Origin of the sequence: Terribacillus saccharophilus, from assembly GCF_046592595.1 — a bacterium.
Classification (GTDB): Bacteria; Bacillota; Bacilli; order Bacillales; family Amphibacillaceae; genus Terribacillus; species Terribacillus saccharophilus_C.
In genome coordinates, this window is the sequence record NZ_JAWVPF010000015.1 from 1 (window position 1) to 17,108 (window position 17,108).

At 44.5% G+C, this 17,108-nt stretch carries 20 protein-coding genes; 13 read left to right on the forward strand and 7 right to left on the reverse strand.

Going from position 1 to position 17,108, the window contains the following annotated elements:
* On the forward strand, positions 1-551 hold a 551-nt coding region (locus SFC25_RS17960; protein ID WP_411216578.1), incomplete at its 5' end, for a GA-like domain-containing protein.
* 32 nt (positions 552-583) lie between these two features.
* On the opposite strand, the gene uvsE is transcribed toward SFC25_RS17960, so the two are convergent.
* Positions 584-1,540: a UV DNA damage repair endonuclease UvsE gene (gene uvsE / locus SFC25_RS17965; protein WP_411216579.1), complete on the reverse strand. Its 957-nt coding sequence runs from the start codon at positions 1,538-1,540 to the stop codon at positions 584-586.
* Between the two features lie 192 nt (positions 1,541-1,732).
* Between uvsE and SFC25_RS17970 the strand changes: the two genes are divergently transcribed.
* The 5 genes from SFC25_RS17970 (at position 1,733) to SFC25_RS17990 (ending at position 5,686) form a co-directional block, all read left to right on the forward strand.
* Positions 1,733-2,245 carry a DUF4178 domain-containing protein gene (locus SFC25_RS17970; protein ID WP_411216580.1) on the forward strand — a complete coding sequence of 171 codons (513 nt, stop codon included), beginning with the start codon at positions 1,733-1,735 and terminating at the stop codon, positions 2,243-2,245.
* A gap of 23 nt (positions 2,246-2,268) precedes the next feature.
* Entirely contained in the window at positions 2,269-2,937 is a 669-nt protein-coding gene (locus SFC25_RS17975; RefSeq protein WP_411216581.1) for a PspA/IM30 family protein, read from the forward strand.
* 95 nt (positions 2,938-3,032) lie between these two features.
* Positions 3,033-3,686 carry a DUF4247 domain-containing protein gene (locus SFC25_RS17980; RefSeq protein ID WP_411216582.1) on the forward strand — a complete coding sequence of 218 codons (654 nt, stop codon included), beginning with the start codon at positions 3,033-3,035 and terminating at the stop codon, positions 3,684-3,686.
* A 26-nt stretch (positions 3,687-3,712) separates the two neighbouring features.
* Positions 3,713-4,108, forward strand: a complete 396-nt coding sequence (locus SFC25_RS17985) for a DUF350 domain-containing protein (RefSeq protein ID WP_411216583.1) — start codon at positions 3,713-3,715, stop codon at positions 4,106-4,108.
* Positions 4,109-4,135: 27 nt separating this feature from the next.
* On the forward strand, positions 4,136-5,686 hold the full coding sequence (locus tag SFC25_RS17990; protein ID WP_411216584.1) for a polyamine aminopropyltransferase: 1,551 nt from the start codon (positions 4,136-4,138) through the stop codon (positions 5,684-5,686).
* Here SFC25_RS17990 and SFC25_RS17995 read toward each other — a convergent pair.
* Positions 5,680-6,123, reverse strand: coding sequence for an Lrp/AsnC family transcriptional regulator (locus SFC25_RS17995; RefSeq protein ID WP_038563623.1), 444 nt, complete (start codon positions 6,121-6,123; stop codon positions 5,680-5,682). The two genes, SFC25_RS17990 and SFC25_RS17995, sit on opposite strands and share 7 nt — an antisense overlap.
* A gap of 213 nt (positions 6,124-6,336) precedes the next feature.
* Between SFC25_RS17995 and SFC25_RS18000 the strand changes: the two genes are divergently transcribed.
* From SFC25_RS18000 to aguB, 4 genes are all read left to right on the forward strand, one after another.
* On the forward strand, positions 6,337-6,948 hold the full coding sequence (locus SFC25_RS18000) for a YitT family protein (protein ID WP_411216585.1): 612 nt from the start codon (positions 6,337-6,339) through the stop codon (positions 6,946-6,948).
* Positions 6,949-7,007: 59 nt separating this feature from the next.
* Entirely contained in the window at positions 7,008-7,820 is an 813-nt protein-coding gene (locus SFC25_RS18005; protein ID WP_411216586.1) for a DUF2785 domain-containing protein, read from the forward strand.
* A gap of 78 nt (positions 7,821-7,898) precedes the next feature.
* Positions 7,899-8,930 carry an agmatine deiminase family protein gene (locus tag SFC25_RS18010; protein WP_411216587.1) on the forward strand — a complete coding sequence of 344 codons (1,032 nt, stop codon included), beginning with the start codon at positions 7,899-7,901 and terminating at the stop codon, positions 8,928-8,930.
* A 5-nt stretch (positions 8,931-8,935) separates the two neighbouring features.
* Entirely contained in the window at positions 8,936-9,811 is an 876-nt protein-coding gene (gene aguB, locus SFC25_RS18015) for an N-carbamoylputrescine amidase (protein WP_411216588.1), read from the forward strand.
* A 32-nt stretch (positions 9,812-9,843) separates the two neighbouring features.
* On the opposite strand, the gene SFC25_RS18020 is transcribed toward aguB, so the two are convergent.
* The 5 genes from SFC25_RS18020 to SFC25_RS18040 all read right to left on the reverse strand — a co-directional run bounded on the left by SFC25_RS18020 (position 9,844) and on the right by SFC25_RS18040 (position 13,598).
* Positions 9,844-10,170 (reverse strand): YnfA family protein, encoded by a 327-nt coding sequence (locus tag SFC25_RS18020; protein WP_411216589.1) that lies wholly within the window; start codon positions 10,168-10,170, stop codon positions 9,844-9,846.
* Positions 10,171-10,246: 76 nt separating this feature from the next.
* Positions 10,247-11,146, reverse strand: a complete 900-nt coding sequence (locus tag SFC25_RS18025) for a glycine betaine ABC transporter substrate-binding protein (protein WP_411216590.1) — start codon at positions 11,144-11,146, stop codon at positions 10,247-10,249.
* Positions 11,147-11,165: 19 nt separating this feature from the next.
* Complete coding sequence (locus SFC25_RS18030; protein WP_411216591.1) at positions 11,166-11,915, reverse strand: ABC transporter permease; 750 nt, start codon at positions 11,913-11,915, stop codon at positions 11,166-11,168.
* Positions 11,916-11,929: 14 nt separating this feature from the next.
* Entirely contained in the window at positions 11,930-12,901 is a 972-nt protein-coding gene (locus SFC25_RS18035) for an ABC transporter ATP-binding protein (RefSeq protein ID WP_411216592.1), read from the reverse strand.
* A 13-nt stretch (positions 12,902-12,914) separates the two neighbouring features.
* A complete protein-coding gene (locus SFC25_RS18040; protein WP_486389264.1) occupies positions 12,915-13,598 on the reverse strand; it encodes an ABC transporter permease in 684 nt (227 codons plus the stop codon).
* Between the two features lie 408 nt (positions 13,599-14,006).
* Here SFC25_RS18040 and SFC25_RS18045 point away from each other — a divergent pair, with 408 nt between their 5' ends.
* The 3 genes from SFC25_RS18045 (at position 14,007) to SFC25_RS18055 (ending at position 16,927) form a co-directional block, all read left to right on the forward strand.
* Positions 14,007-15,026, forward strand: a complete 1,020-nt coding sequence (locus SFC25_RS18045; RefSeq protein ID WP_411216593.1) for a PTS sugar transporter subunit IIC — start codon at positions 14,007-14,009, stop codon at positions 15,024-15,026.
* A 98-nt stretch (positions 15,027-15,124) separates the two neighbouring features.
* Entirely contained in the window at positions 15,125-16,072 is a 948-nt protein-coding gene (locus SFC25_RS18050; RefSeq protein ID WP_411216594.1) for a bile acid:sodium symporter family protein, read from the forward strand.
* Between the two features lie 111 nt (positions 16,073-16,183).
* Positions 16,184-16,927: a ZIP family metal transporter gene (locus SFC25_RS18055; RefSeq protein WP_411216595.1), complete on the forward strand. Its 744-nt coding sequence runs from the start codon at positions 16,184-16,186 to the stop codon at positions 16,925-16,927.
* Positions 16,928-17,108 lie beyond the last annotated feature (181 nt).

Genomic DNA, 17,108 nt, shown 5'->3' on the forward strand with positions numbered 1-17,108 from the left:
CACAATCTGCTATTAATAAAGTGACAAATAATAATGAGAAGAAAAACCTTCAAAAACGCTTAGATAAGGTGAAGCAAGCTCTGCTAGTACAAGAATCAAAAGATAAAATCAGTAAAGCCGAGAAAAGTAAGACTAAAAAGAATGTCGATGATGCCCAGCAGTCAGTGAAAAAACTGGCTAATGGGAAAGACAAAACAGATTTGCAGAAACGCCTTGATAAGGTGAAGCAGGCGCAAGTCAAGACAGCGAATGATCTGGTGAAGGCCGCTGAGAAAAACGGCAGCGATTCTAATATCCTGAAAGCCCAGAACGCCATCAAAGAGCTGCAATCCGGCAAGGATAAAGATAATCTTCAAAAGCGTCTGGATAAAGTGAAAACAAAGGCAGCCGAAACAAAGAAATTGAATGACGCAAAGTCAAAAGTGAAGAAAGCAGAGAAGGACAAAACTAAGAATGCAAAGAAGTCTGCTCAGTCTGCCATTGATAAGCTGAAATCCTCCAATGAAAAGAAAAATCTGCAAAAAAGAATCAATGCGATAAAAGTAAAATAAAACAGGCATTCCACTATGGAATGCCTGTTTTATTATAATTCTACGGTAGCTTCGCCGATCCTTTTTACACCTCGTATGCGAGCAACATCTTCTGCCAGCTGTAAAGCAGCTTTATCCTTTTGTTTTGCTTCAATCATGAAATCAACGGATTGGCCGATTTCCTTCAAATGCTTGATCAAAGGCATGAGGAATTCCACATCTACATAATCAGCATGACTGCGATATGTCTTCTCTGATTTAGGAGAAGAAGTATGGATTTTCGGTACATGTTTTCGTTCTTTCCATGTAGCCATAAAACGCGGAAGAATTTCTTCTAATGGTTCTTCTTCTGTATGATTTGCCATGTAATGATGGATATCGAACATCATTGGAATGTTGTGTCTCTCGCATACTTCCAGCGTCTCAGTTGTTGTATACGTTTTGTCGTCATTCTCCAGCGTCATCTGTCTCTTAATCGGATCAGGAAGCTGCTTGATATTTTTATGGAAACGCTCAAGGGCAAGTTCTTTATTCCCGTATGCTCCGCCTACATGGATATTGATATATGCTTCGTCTTCTAATCCCATAGCCGTCAGCATATTGTAATGGTATTGCATATCTTTAACAGCATTTACCGTAATATGCGGTTTATCGCTTGTAAAAAGGGTAAACTGATTCGGATGAAAGCTTACGCGAATACCGTATTTCCGCACTAGCCGTCCAATCTCCTCGTATAAGTCGGTGAAGGGTGTAATATAATCCCATCCAACTTCCTCATGTGTCGCGAGTGGCGCAAGAGAGGAAGAGAAACGATAAAGTTTGATCTGGTGGGCAACATTATAGTGGAGGATTCGAATCGTCCGCTCCAGGTTTTCCCTTGTAAGTGCATGCAGCTGTGCCAATCTCTCTTCTTTCCCGAGCTTGGACCACCTGGCGAATGTCATAGTCTTTGCCGGTGATGCTTCATATAAATTCAGTGCGGTAGATACGTAGCCGAAACGGATGATCATATAATTTCTCCTTTGTGACAATCTGTAGCTATTTTCCCCTTCTTTTGACATTGATAATCCTGTTTCGCCGTAGCAAGTCCATGCATCCGTGGCTATACACCTGTATAATTAGAGGCAAGCAGGAAAAAAGTTTGAAACCTTCTGTATCCCTGCCCGTATATAAGATACAAGATAAGAGGATGGTGAAAGGTTTTGGGTATTCTTTCCCGTATATTCAAGAAAAAGTCCCCTGAGCGTCCTGCTGTAAGGGAACGCAATGCACTGTCCATCCAAGTGGGCGACATTGTCGAATACGACTTGGTCACCTATGAGGTAGTCGGAAAAATCACTTCCCGGCAAGGGAGCTATGAATGGTTCGATTATCAGTTGGTGGAAGGGGATATGACCATATGGCTCTCGGCTGAAATGGATGATGAACTGGAGCTGGGAATATATAAAAAAATCCCCCTTTCGGTATCAAAACCCTATCCGAAGCAGCTGACACACGAAGGCCGGACGTACTTCCTTGATGAGCAAGGTGAAGCACGAGTCGTCGGTGAAGGAAGAAGCCGTAATGTGAATGGCTCAATCGTCCATTTTGCCGATTATTATGATGAAGAGGAAGAGCATTTCCTTGGTCTGGAAGGCTGGGGAAGCGAAATCGAAGTCAGCTATGGCTATGAAATCAAACCGCGTGAAATTAAAATCATTGCGGGTTCAAACTAAATTAATTAAAGGGAGCGAATTGTATGTTTAAATTTTTTAATCGCGTAAAAACAGTCGTAAATTCAGAATTGAATGCCATGCTTGATAAAGCAGAAGATCCGGTGAAAATGCTGGATCAGTTCATGCGTGATATGGAAGCAGATATCCGTGAAGCAGAAACTGCGGTAGCGAAGCAGATTGCCAACGAAAAGATGCTGAAACGCAAATACGATGATGCCAAGGCAATGGCAGATAAACGCCAGCAGCAAGCGGAAACAGCAATCGAAGCTGGCAATGATGATTTGGCGCGCCGGGCTTTGGAAGATAAGCAGACACACCAGCAGACGGCTGATTCACTTTACGCATCTTGGGAGCGTGCATCAAGTGATGTAGCATCCATCCGTCAAAAACTGGATGAAATGAAAAAAGAATATGCGGAAATGAAACTGAAGAAAGATTCCTTGAAAGCACGTGCGGAATCTGCCAAAACACGTACGAAGATGAACCGTACAATGTCCAATATTGGCAGTGACGAGTCCCGCGGCGGCTTTGAACGGATGGAAGAGAAAGTATTGCAGTATGAAGCAGAAGCTGAGACGAGTGAGGATATGTCCCGATCCAATCGTTCTCTGGATGATGAATTTGCTGCGCTTGAAAAGAATGGTGTCGACGACGAGTTAGCTGCTTTGAAAAAGAAAATGGGTAAAGAATAAGCAGCCAGAGCCATCGGCAGGCTGACCCTTGCGTGAAGCAAGGGTTTTCGTCTGTCTGCTTACATAAGTAAATCAAAAAGAAGGGAGGCGCCTTCATGAAATACTGGCTAGCGGGTTTTTGCCTTGTATTTGTTGTTATTCTGGCCGGGTGCGGTAATTCCGATGAGCAAACTGCTTCTGTCAGCGAAATACCTGATGAACCGGACAAGGAGACAGTCACGTCTAAGTTTGAGAATAGTGTAGGTGAATCGATCGAGACATTGATCGACAACAACTTTTATTTGCTTGATGTTGTTTCCGGTGAAAGACGCGGCAGTGCAAATGTGTATGCGACACGCCTTTATACAGTAGATGAATTAGAAGAGTTATTTAAGCAATCCGAAGGTCCGGATGAGATAAGTGAAAAGAAGAACGGACAGCAGATGATGATTTATGATGATGTCTTCCTCACCTTGAAACCGAGTGAAGAAGATGAAGATGTCACATTGATAGAAGTAGCGGATCGTACATTTGTGCGAAATAACTATTCACCAAACTATTTAAATACATTCTTTACATTTGCCCTGTTGAATTCCCTCTTCGGAAGTAACTGGAGCCAAAATAGAATGGATACGTGTCAGAATGGCGGCTGTTATGGCGGATACACATCAACATATCGGTCGAATGATGATAGCGGCGGTTCGGGCGGTGCCGGTACAAGACGCGGTACGTCTAACTATCGGGGCGGCGGACCAGATGCAGGTAAATAAACAAATCTATAAGGAGGCATAGAATCATGAATCCATTTTTATCTACTTTTCTTTACTTTATCATTGCGGTTGTGATCGTTATCATCGGACTTATTATCTTTGAACTGATCACCCATAAGTACCGGGACTGGGAAGAAATCGAAAAGGGCAATACAGCTGTAGCTTTATCGATTGGCGGTAAAATCATCGGTATCTGTCTTGTTCTATCATTCTCTATTTATCACAGCAGTGAACTTTGGGAAACGCTTATCTGGGGCGCGTATGGTGTCGTCCTGCAGATGATTGCCTACTTTGTATTTGAAGGTGTGACACGTCGATTTTCCGTACAATCCAAGCTGAAAGAAAACAATGTCGCAGTTGGGATTATCTCTTTAGCTGTATCAATTGGTCTTGGATTCGTCATCGGTGCGTCCATTACGTAAGCTAAAAGAAGTTCGGAGATGAAAGACATGCAGCAGAAAGTATCAAATAAAACCTCATTCATTTATTGGGCTTCGGGGATTGTTTCAATTTGCGGAATAATTTTTGAAGTCTTGTTCGGGGCTTTGGGGTCCTATATTCTTGGAGATGGTGTGAAGCAATATACACTCACCATCTCTTTGTTTTTGACTGGTATGGGGATTGGCGCCAGTATAAGTGAACGTGTGACGAAGCGGCTTATTCTTGCATTCATTTACATAGAATTTTTCGTGGCACTGATCGGAGGCTTCTCAAGCTTTACGATGTTTGGAATTACAGCATATACTCCCGACGGAACAGATGCGTTCTATCTTTATTTCGTCACTATTATTGTAGGTGCGCTGACTGGAGTGGAACTCCCGATTTTAATCAGGAAAGCGAATGAGATTGGCGAGACAATCGGCCGCAGTACAGCACGTGTCCTGTTCAGTGATTATGCAGGCGGACTGATCGGCGGTCTGCTTTTTGCCTTCTTGCTGCGTCCGCAGTTTGGAATCGTCAAATCAGCTTTTCTAGTCGGTCTAGTCAATTTAGTAGTGGCACTGGTCGTGCTTTGGCTTTTCCGGGAAGAAGTGAAGCGGGTTGCCTTACATGCAGCGGTTGGTGTTGTCATTGGGATCCTGCTCACCCTGGGAGTCTTTTTCGGGGAGGAAACGGCATTTTCGTTCGAGCAGAAGCTTTATGAGGATCCAATCATTCACATGGAACAAAGCCAATATCAAAAGATAATCCTTACCCAGGATGGAGATGATCTGCGGCTGTATTTGAATGGCGGATTGCAGTTCAGTTCGTTTGATCAGCACCGCTACCACGATGCGCTTGTCCATCCGGTTATGTCCCAAGCCAAGCAGCATGATCATGTACTTATTCTTGGTGGAGGGGATGGTTTGGCGGCGAACGAAATCTTGAAGTATGAGGATGTTCAAGATATTACCCTGGTCGATCTCGATCCCGCTGTCACAGAAATGGCTAAGACGGAGCCGAGGCTGCTCGACTTGAACAATCGCTCTCTGCTAAATGACAAAGTCACCATCCACAATCAGGATGCCTTCACTTATTTAAAGGAGACGGATCAAATCTATGATGTCATCATTGTTGATTTGCCCGATCCGAATGATGAGAGCTTGAACAAGCTGTATACTGAAGAATTCTACTCTTTGGTACGCAACCATATGCATCCAGAGGGAGCCATGATTGTACAGGCGACAAGTCCGGTGTTCGCAACAGAATCCTATTGGACGATAGATGAGACAATTCGAGCAACCGGGCTGGAAACGGAGAATCTGCATTTGGATGTGCCAAGCTTCGGGAACTGGGGATTTGTCATGGCCAGCAGGAATCCGATAGACCCGGAAAATCTTGAGGTTACTGTCCCGACCGAATATCTAAAGTCGTCTATGATTCCTGGAATGACAGAATTCGGAAAGGATGAGGATCAGGAAATAACCAATGCAGATGGTGAAAAAGTTACGCTTCGTCCCAATACATTGGTTGATCCTCATTTGATTGAAATCTATCAGCAGGAATGGAAACATTACTGATCTTCCCTGGGCAGCAACGCGCGGTATGCTACAGGGGATGTCAGTACAGTCGATGTATTAAATGCGCCATATGGAATCAGCCGGTCGATCAATTCCCGCATGCCATTCATGTCAGGGACTGCTGCCTTCAGCAAATAATTGATCGGTCCGGTTACCCGATGGCATTCCAGCACAGCTTCTTCCTTCGCAATCAGATTTTCAAACTCCAAATGTGGAATCTTCAATTCACTGACCTGTATGAACAGCAAGATATCGAGTCCAACCTTCGCATGCGCCACTCGGGCTGTGTAATGCTCGATGACGCCTCGCTCCTCCAGCCTTGCCATCCGTTCTGAAACACTCGGTCTGCTCAGTGCAAGCTTCTTGGATAATTCACTGATTGTTATCCGGCCATCATGCTGCAGCAGCTCCAGCAGTGTGCGATCAATATGATCCATAATATACTCCCTTTCACATTGCAGGTCATTCCTGCATATAATTTTCATTATGAACCCTGAACCAAGGTATTGCCTGCAAAAATCTATTCATTTCTCGTGTTATTTATTCTAACATAGAAAGTGAAGAAACAGGTGTCGTGTTATAGTAACGCCCAGATTAATTGTGATGGGTGCGTTTCACCATGGATTTTAACTTGGAGAGGAGCAATTCGTTTGCTGCAAAAGTATCTTAAAATCGTTCTCGGCTGTTTCCTGGCCAGCATTGGTCTATATATGCTCAAAAGCGCTGAGCTGGTAACGGGAGGAACAGCAGGGCTTTCCTTAGGATTATCATATCTAATGTCTATGCCTTTCGGTGTCGTCTTCTTTATCATCAACATTCCATTCTACATCTTTTCATTCATCAACATGGGATGGCGTTTTACGGTTACTACAATAGTATCTGTGTCAATCCTGACCTTGTTCACATTTCTCCATCCGTTATATCCCGTCATTGAAATGCCGGGCATCGTTGCAGCCGTAGCTGGCGGCCTGATTGTCGGATTTGGCTTGATTACGCTATTCGCAAATCAAGCATCGCTTGGAGGAGCAAATATTCTTGCTTTATTCCTGCAGAAACGCTTTGGTACAAATCCAGGAACGATCAACTTTATTTTCGACTTTTGCGTAGTAATGGTAAGCCTTTATTCGGTTGGTATTATAAAAGGCATTTATTCCATCATTTCGATAGCGGTGACTTCTTTTGTCATCAGCTACTTCAAAGAGAAGTTTGCCAAACCGCTGCCAAAACCAAATACAGTACCAGTTGCCCAAGCGGCAGAATGAACGAGGGAGAAATCCTTCGTTTTTTAATGGTATAATTTGGGTTGGAAGGGGTGGTGGGAATGGAAAGAGAAGTCCTGAAACAAAAGCTTACCGAATTAGCTAAAAGTGAAAAGGCAGAAAACATAGATGAATTATTATGTCCTATGCTCACGCATATTGGTGATCCTGATCCCCTTTTGCGTGACAGATTGATTTATGGCTTAGCAAGCAATTGGATCACAGACGGCTTGGTTTCTCCTGTAAAGATGATTCGAATCCTGGAAGAGCTTTTAACAGCACGATTCTTGCTCAAGGGTGAAAAATACACAAGAAGCTTTGCCACATTGTGGATTGCAGCTATTTTATATCGGCATAGAAGGGAAGCCTTTCTATCTGCCGATCTGATAAATCGGGTTCACCAAGTGTTTCTTGCTTATATCAACCAAGAGACTGTCGGGGAGGGCTATGATGAAACATACGGATGGTTGCATACATTAGCCCATGCAGCTGATGCTATCGATGAAATGATTCAATTGAGGGAACTATCAAATGAGCAGCACAGGCAGCTTGTAGAGGAAGTTATAAACAAAATGGCTTTTCCGTTCCATGTTCTATCACATGAAGAGGACGAACGTATGGCGATAGCAATTCATTCTGCGTTACGGAATGGACTTTCTCCGGATACGGTTGGACTCATGATAAAAGAAAAGACAGCCGAAGTCATTGCCCTTTGGCTTGAAGTTACCGAATCAAACCTTCATATCCGCGGGAATTTTAAGCAGTTCATCCGCAGTCTTTACTTTTGTCTATCTGACTACCCATCCCTGAAGAAAACATTATATGAATGCGAGCAGTTATTTTCTGGTATCTATCATAAAAAGCCGTCTTCCTGATTGTTGTTCAGGTGCTTTTGTTATATGATATTCCGGAAAGTCTGTTTTAAAGAATCTATTGATAAAGAGTGATGCGAAATGGAACAACATTTAACATATACAATGCCTCCTGAATGGGAGAAACATGAGCGTACGCTGATCAGCTGGCCTGTAAAGGATTCCATGGTCTACCCAGAGGATTGGGAAGCTGTTTGTAAGGGCTATGCAGAACTGATTCTTGCGATTGCGGAATTCGAGCCAATCACTGTACTGGTGAATGCGGCAGATCGCGATACAGCAGCTGCTTATGTAGGACAAGATGAAAATGTAACATTGCTTGAGGTTTCTCATAACGATGCGTGGCTTCGGGATAATGGCCCGACATTCGTACGGGACGAAGCTGGCAAACTGGCTGGTGTGAACTGGAAATTCAATGCGTGGGGAGAAAAATACTTCCCGTGGGATTTAGACGATGCTGTGGCTCCAGCTGTTTTGGATCATCTTGGTGTGAAGCAACTGGATGCTCCATTAGTGTTGGAGGGCGGCTCCATTCACGTTGACGGAGAAGGAACGCTGATTACAACAGAGGAATGTCTTTTAAACCCTAACCGAAATTCAAACCTTTCCAAGGAAGATATAGAAGCATATCTTCGTCAATATCTTGGTATCGAGAAAGTTATTTGGCTGAAGCGCGGTGTCGCTGGGGATGAAACGGATGGACATGTTGATAATATCGCCTGCTTCGCTGCACCAGGTAAATTGCTGCTGCAGGTGACAGATGATCCGGAAGATGAGAACTATGAAATCACGCAAGAGAACCTGAGGATTCTTGATGAGACGAAGGATGCAAAAGGACGCCAGATTGAAGTGATCGCCATTCAGCAGCCGCCAAAAGCTACCTGGAATGACACTCGTCTGACATTGAGCTATATTAATTTCTATTTTGTAAACGGAGGCATTATTCTTCCTGTGTTCGGTAATACCGCTGCAGGGACGGATGAACGGGCATTCAAGCTGCTGCAGGAGCAGTACCCGGATCGCCGAATCCGCACCATAGATGGACTGGCTATCATCAAAGAAGGCGGAAACGTTCATTGCACAACACAGCAGATGCCTGCAGTAAAGGAGTGAAGTAAGTGAGAAAAGTAACACTAGCAGCTACACAGATGGCTTGTTCCGGAGTCGTCGAAGAGAATATCGCCAATGCCGAGAAGCTTGTCCGCCAAGCGGCAGCTAAGGGTGCCAATGTCATCCTTCTTCAGGAGTTGTTTGAAACACCATACTTCTGCCAAAAGGAAAAGCCTGCTTATTATGCGTTTGCTACGGAACTGGATCAGAACAAAGCCGTGCAGCATTTCAAACAAGTGGCAAAGGAGCTTGGCGTTGTACTTCCGATCAGCTTCTATGAGAAAAAGAACAATGCAAACTATAATACAGTAGCCATGATCGATGCGGATGGCTCTGTTCTTGGTATTTACCGGAAAACGCACATTCCTGATGGACCCGGCTATGAAGAAAAATATTATTTCTCCCCTGGCGACACTGGTTTCAAAGTGTGGGAAACAAAATACGGAAAGATAGGCGTAGGTATTTGCTGGGATCAGTGGTTCCCAGAAGCAGCACGCAGCATGGCTCTGCAAGGAGCAGAGATTTTGCTGTATCCAACAGCAATCGGCTCTGAGCCGGAGGATGCGAGCATTGATTCGAAGGATCACTGGCAAATGTGTATGCGCGGACATGCAGCAACCAATTTGATGCCAGTTTTGGCATCAAATCGAATCGGCGTAGAAACAGATGATGATTCTTCCATCACGTTCTATGGTTCTTCCTTCATTGCTGGACCGCAAGGCAATTTGCTTGCAGAGGCCGGACGTACAGAAGAGGAGATCCTGACAGCTACATTCGATTTGGATGAGCTGGCGATGCAGCGAGTGGAATGGGGATTATTCCGTGACCGCCGTCCATCGATGTACCGTAATATCTTGAGTTCCGACGGCTCAACAACTGTATAAACGGAAGCTGCCAGCATGAGCTGGCAGCTTTTTTAATGCCGTGGCGCCCAAATCATGATGGAGACACCGGCTATACATAATCCAGCTCCGATCCAGTCGTACATATCCGGTGTCTCCTTGTCGATGAACCAACCCCACAGAAGGGAGAGTACAATGAAGACGCCGCCATATGCTGCGTAAACACGGCCGAATGTAGGGAAGGTTTGAAAAGTGGCGATGACTCCGTACATGACCAAGGCAATACCGCCAAGAAAGCCAAGATAACCAGGGCGACCATCACGCAGCCACATCCAAATCAAGTATCCGCCGCCAATTTCAGCTATCCCTGCTAGCAAAAAAATGAACATTGATAATAGCATGCTTTACTCTCCTAATATGTGATAAATATATGATAGCGCAAGATATAGAAAAAACGACCCGGTCCGGGTCGTTTTTTCAGTCCTTCAGTAAATCATTTTCATCGAGGAAGTCCTTGGCTACACGTTCTACGCTCTTTTGCTCAATATCTACCTGGTAGTTCAATTCACGCAGTGTATCTTCAGTCAGGGCATTTTGGAGCGGTTCCAGTAATTCTGTCAGCTCTGGGTATTCATCTAACGTTTCCTGATTGATAGTGGCTGCATAATTGTAGGAAGGAAAGAACTTTTGATCATCCTCCAATATTTTCAGATCCATCGAGTTAATTTGGGGATCAGTTACAAAAGCTTGGGTAACATCGATTTCATCATTTCCCAATGCAGTATAATAAAGACCGATTTCCATTTCACGGATGTTGGAATCCGGAACGTCAAATCCGTAATATTCTTCCAATCCCGGCATTCCATCTCTCCGATTCCTGAATTCCGTTTCCATCCCGAATCGAAGGTTGTCTGGATTTTCTTTCTCATAAGCTGCCAAATCACTGAGCGTTTCAATACCTAATTCATCGGCTTTGTCACGTTCCATCACCAATGCGTACGTATTATTAGCATCGGTCAAATTTGTCCAGGCAATGCCGTTTTCTTTATCCAATTCCTGAACTTTTTGCATCGCCTCGTCCTTATCCGCAATCGGCTCTTGATCCAAATAGGTTACAAGTGCTGTACCAACATATTCCCAAGACATATCTACTTGACGGGTTTCGATTGCTTGACGCATGGCAGAGGAGCCGAGATTTTGAATTTCTTCGACATTATAACCGTTATCCTCCAATATGAAGGCTGTCATTTTAGCTATTACGAGCTGCTCAGTGAAGGTTTTTGCTCCGACGGTAATGGTTTTTCCGCCCGGCCCGCACGAACTTAGCACGACGAGTAAGGCCATTAATAAGGCAACTAAGGTCAATCGTTTTTTCATGAATTCAGGTATCCTTTCCTTACGAATTTTGTGCTTTTCTAGCAAGTCGGAGTCCCTTTGGCACTAAGGCGAATTGCAGCCACTTGAACAGATAGTCGATCACGATAGCAAGCAGTGTGACAGGAACGGCTCCAGACATTAAGAAAGCATTATCAAAGAGACGGATACCAGTGAAAATCCATACACCCAGTCCGCCGGCGCCGATTAGATAAGCAAGTGCAGCGGTTCCGATATTGATGACCAATGCTGTCCGCACACCCGCGATAATCGAGGTGAGTGCATTCGGCAATTCGATTTTCCAAAGGATTTGCGCATTTGTGAGCCCCATTCCTTTGGCTGCATCAATCATATTGTCATCGACGGAATCCAGGCCAGCAATCGTATTTTGCAAGATAGGCAGAAGGGAGTAGACGAATAAGGCAACAACTGCTGCGCTGATTCCAATACCTAGGAAGCCCATGGCAAGTGCAAGCACAGCTAAGCTCGGAATCGTCTGCCCAAGATTCGCGATACCTACGATCAGCCATTCGGATTTACGGAACTTAGGCCGCGTAACGAAGATGCCTAGTGGTACTGCAAGCAGCACAGCAGCAGCTCCTGAAAGGAGTACAATCGTGATATGCTCACCGAGCAAGCGTAAGAAGGTATCGGGCTGTTCCCAGATTTTGCTGAACATATTGTTGGCGAATGCCCAAACAAAGAAGGCAACGAGTAATGCCCAGAAGATAAGCTTGATAATCAAGGCGATGGTTTTGTTTGTCCGTTCCATGATTACAGCCCCCCTCAGACGCTCTCCTTGATCTCACGGTGCAGGAACTGCTCGATCAAGTCCAACGTAATACTTCCTTTACGTGTGCCATTGTCATTCTCTACAATCAGCTGATCCGCTTCCTGGTTCAAGATCTTCGAAATAGCGACTCGTAAAGAAAGGTTCTCGTTGATATTCTGAGAATCCGGCGATTCCATGACAGGCTTCAATGTCAGTGCATTGGCAAGGTCTTTCACTGTATAAAGACTCATGCTCTTCAGCACACGATCCTGACCAACGAATTCAGCAACGAAGCTATTAGCAGGTTTGTTCAGCATTCTGGCAGGCTCTGCATATTGCATCATTTTTCCACCCTTAAGAAGGGCAATCTTATCTGCCATTTTGACAGCTTCATCAATATCATGGCTGACAAAAAGAATGGTTTTCTTTAGTTCCTTCTGGATTTGCAGGAATTCCTCCTGGAGATGAGTACGAATGATTGGATCCAGTGCACCGAATGGTTCATCCATCAGCATGACCGGAGGATCTGCTGCTAAAGCACGGGCCACGCCGACACGCTGCTGCTGACCTCCTGAAAGCTCATGCGGATAGCGTTTCCGGTATTCATCAGGTTTTAAGCCCACAAGTTCCATCAGCATATTAAAGCGATCGCGCATTTTTTTTCTGTCCCAGCCGAGCAGATTAGGAACAATCATTGCATTGTCTTCGATGTTCATATTGGGGAATAGCCCATTGGATTGAATGACATAACCAATATTACGGCGCATTTCTATTTTGTTGGAATGGCGCACACTCTTGCCGTTGAGCATGATGTCGCCGTCTGTGATGCTTTCAAGCTGGTTTACCATACGAAGCAAAGTCGTCTTTCCGCAGCCAGAGGGACCTAGCATGATGACCAGTTCACCATCTTCGACTGTAAAGTTCATATTTTCAATTGCTTTAACATTACCGTTGTATACCTTTGTTACATCGTTGAAATGGATCATAATGTCACCCTTATTATTTTTTAACACCTTTAGGCGTAAATAGATTTTCGATTAAGCGCAAGAACAAGTCAGCAATCAGTGCTAAAACAGCAACTGCAATTGCTCCTGCCAAAATCATTGTATTGTTGGTGCGAAGGATTCCTTGATAGATGATACCGCCAAGACCTCCAGCACCAATTAACGTAGCAATGGCACCCACACCAATATTTAAGACGGTAGCAGTACGGATACCGGCCATGATTAATGGCATGGCGTTCGGAAGCTCCACTTTATAGAGACGCTGAAATGTAGTCAGACCAATTCCATTCGCCGCATCACGTAAGTCGGGATCGACATTGCTGATGGCCGTGTACGTATTTCGGATGATCGGCAGCTGTGAATAAAGTACAAGTGCGATGACAGCCGGTAACGTACCGATTCCTTCGTTGATGAGTGAAAGAATTGGAATCATGATTCCAAATAAAGCGAGGCTAGGGATAGTCATCATGATAGATGCAATTTGAAGAATAGTGGAGGCTGCGTATTTATTGACGGAGCAATAAATACCTAATGGGACACCGATAACGATTGCAATAATAATTGCTATACCGACAAGTTTGATATGGTCCCATGTATATCCAAGTATGAATGTAAAATTAGTAGTGAAATATTCGATTAAATCTGTAATGGGAGGGCACCTCCTGAAATTGTCATGCAAAAGCGCTTGTTAGACTTTTGCTACCTATTGTTATACCCAGATAAACCAACATCCTAACATGAAAATATAACCATTACAAAGACAGGATTAACTTATAACACTAAGTATAGTGGAGTAAACTGGAGGATATATGACTTGAGGGTGGCTGAGCTTAGTATATCAAGGGATTTCCTTCTCGACAGGAAGCACAAGTTTTGGCTAAACAGAGGTAAAATAACTGAAAATTAAATTATATTACTAAAAATATATTTACTTCTTCCTAAAAATGATGGTAGTATATCTAAATACTAATATGTACTCATTTAATATGTACTAGAGTGTAAGGAGTCACGCCCTTACAAAAAAAGAGAGATGGAAAGCCGAATAGTCTGAATTTAAAGTCTATTTAGTGGAGAGGGAGCGAGAAGAATGAAGGAATACTTTATCGAACGAATGTACAAAGCATCACAAGGAATGGCAAATGCAGTCCTCGTGACCCTCGGTATTGGTTTATTGATGGAAACATTTGGTGAATTTTTGAACTGGCCGACATTAATTGCTGTCGGTACTGTAGCAAAAGCGTTGTTAGCACCAGCTCTAGGGGCTGGAATCGCTGTTCAGCTTGGTGGTAATACGTTGGTTGTCTTCAGTGCTATGATCAGTGCAACAATCGGTGGAGCTGCTATGACTGTCGGTGATGATGGGTTGCTGACATCAATGGTTTCCGGTCAGCCTATCAGTGCCGTGCTTGCTGCCGTCGTAGCAACATTCGTAGGAAAGCGGGTAGCAGGGAAGACACCGCTTGATATGATGGCTATCCCATTTGCAGCAGTATTCGTAGGGGGTATCGCTGGAGCGGGGCTTGCTGCGGTTACCACGCCGCTGCTAACATGGATGAGCGGACAGATTGCCAACTCCGTTACTGGATCACCGCTGCTTGCATCCATTGTTATTTCGTTAGTTTGGAGTATTCTGTTGATGACACCAGCATCCTCAGCGGCATTGGCGATTGCGCTGCAGTTGGATCCGGTATCCAGTGCGGCAGCTTTGATCGGATGTACGGCGCAGTTTGTCGGTTTCACATTCATGAGTATCCGTCAGAACGATTTAGGTGGTTTCCTGGCACAGTTTGTCATTACACCGAAAGTACAATTCCCTAACTTAATAAAAAATCCAGCACTTGTCATCCCGCCATTTGTAGCGGCTGTTGTTTGTGCACCGATTGCAACCGTGCTGCTAGGGTTTACAACTTCTTATGAGCTGGCAGGATTGGGCTTGAACTCATTCATTGCCCCGCTTAATATCCTTGCAAGCCAAGGCTGGGAAGCTTTCTTGATCTATTTAGTAACAGGCGTCATCTTGCCGCTGATCATTTCCCTTGGTCTTTATCATGTGATCAAATCGATCGGATGGGCGAAGGTCGGCGACCTGCGTATGGAAATCCAATAATAAAAAGCCGCAGCTGTTAAGCTGCGGTTTTTTCATGCAGCGATGATTTTATTGATATACTAAAAGGAGACACAAATTTAGAAAGAAGGCTATCCTTCATGGATCAACTGAATCGTGTACTTGCCAGATACATGCCTTTTCTCACCCCTGCGAGTGTGCTGGCGGGGTTTATCTTTGCAAGTTTCCTGCATCATGGAGAGGCATTGGTCCCTTGGATATTTGCATGTATGACATTCGCTGGAAGCTTATCAGCTAATTTTAACAGCCTGCTGCATGCTGTTAAAAAACCTGGACCAATGCTGCTTGCTTTTGCAGTGCTCCATTTCATTATGCCTTTGATCGCGTTTGGCTTTGGACATCTGCTCTTTCCTGGAGATATAAATACGATAACGGGTCTAGTGCTGCTGACAGCAATTCCGACTGGTATTACAGCATTTGTCTGGGTTGCTATGCAGAATGGGGATATTGGACTTACCTTATCAACCATTCTCTTAGGCACATTGCTTTCTCCATTGCTTGTACCTTTGATTCTGCATCTCCTGGTAGGAGGCGATGTCCAGCTGGACATACTCCCGATGATGGAGGGTTTGTTATGGATGATTGTCATACCTTCGGTAGCGGGTATGTTAGTTAATCAATTTTGCAGCAAAAGCGTCACAAGCGCATTAAGTAAGAACCTGTCGCCATTCTCGAAAATAGGCCTCATAGCTGTCGTTTCCATTAACGCATCAGTGGTCGCCCCTCACTTAACTGGCATCGATATGACAGTGATTGGGATTGTACTTCTTGTATTCTGTTTATCGTTTACCGGTTATCTGATAAGCTGGCTTCTTGGTAAGCTACTCCATTACGATAGAACGGAGATTGTAAGTGTTACCTTTCTTGGGGGGATGCGGAATATCAGTGCAGGGGTAGTCCTTGCTGTGAGTTTCTTTCCAGCACCTGTCGCCATCCCCGTTGTAATTGGGATGCTGTTCCAGCAGGTATTGGCAGCGGTATTCTCCAGTTTGCTGAGAAAATATCAACCGCAGCAAGCAGCTGCTTAATAAAAGAAGACCTTTCAGGAGGTCTTCTTTTTTATGCAGAATACTTCATCCATGTTTAATTTCTTCTCATTATGGCAATGGCTCTACATGACACAGAAAGGATGATTGTATATGTGGGAAGCCATTTTGTGGGGAGCCATCGCTGGATCTGCCAGTTTAATCGGTGCAGCCGTACTTATGCTTGTTCCCGTTAAAAAGCGGATTATCGGGTTCATCATGGCCTTAGGTACAGGAGCCCTGATCGGTTCTACCTCCTACGAGCTATTGGAGGAGGCATATGAAATCAGCGGCGGCTTGCAGGAAGAAGCTATTGGATTCCTTGGAGGAGCAGTTATCTTTACTATATTAGATATCGTTATATCACGCAGCGGCGGGAAGAATCGCAAAAGCAGCCGTTTGCACGAGACCCATAATAAAGATGAAAAAGGTTCAGGACTCGCCATATTCGCAGGTACAGTAATGGATGCGATTCCGGAATCAGCCATGATCGGCTTGAGTTTGGCAAGTGGGGGCGGCGCAAGTACTGCGTTAATCGTTTCCATTTTCATCAGTAACTTCCCAGAAGGGCTTTCCAGTACGTCTGGGATGCAAAGCAGCGGTTATAGCCGGAAGCGCATCATGATCATGTGGATAGCCGTGATCGTCATTTCCGCTTTAAGTGCTTTAATCGGAGCAGTCCTGCTGCAGGATACAAGCGCTAGTACAAGGGCAATCCTTAATTCATTTGCAGGGGGAGCAATCATCGCCATGGTAGCATCCACTATGGCACCTGAGGCATATGAAGAAGGAGGTCCGGCTGTTGGGATTGTAACAGCTGTGGGTATGTTCATTGCCTTTTCATTGGCACATGTTTAAGCACAGCTTATGCAGGGGATATACAAACAAAAGAATGGAGGCGTTTCAACATGAAAAACCTTATTCGAAAAGCGATCAAGTATGGACCTGTCGTCTATCCTATCGTTAAGAAAATGATGAATAAACGCAAAGCGAAGCGTTCTGGAAGAGCTTCGTATTAAAAAAACGTGAGAGCATAATG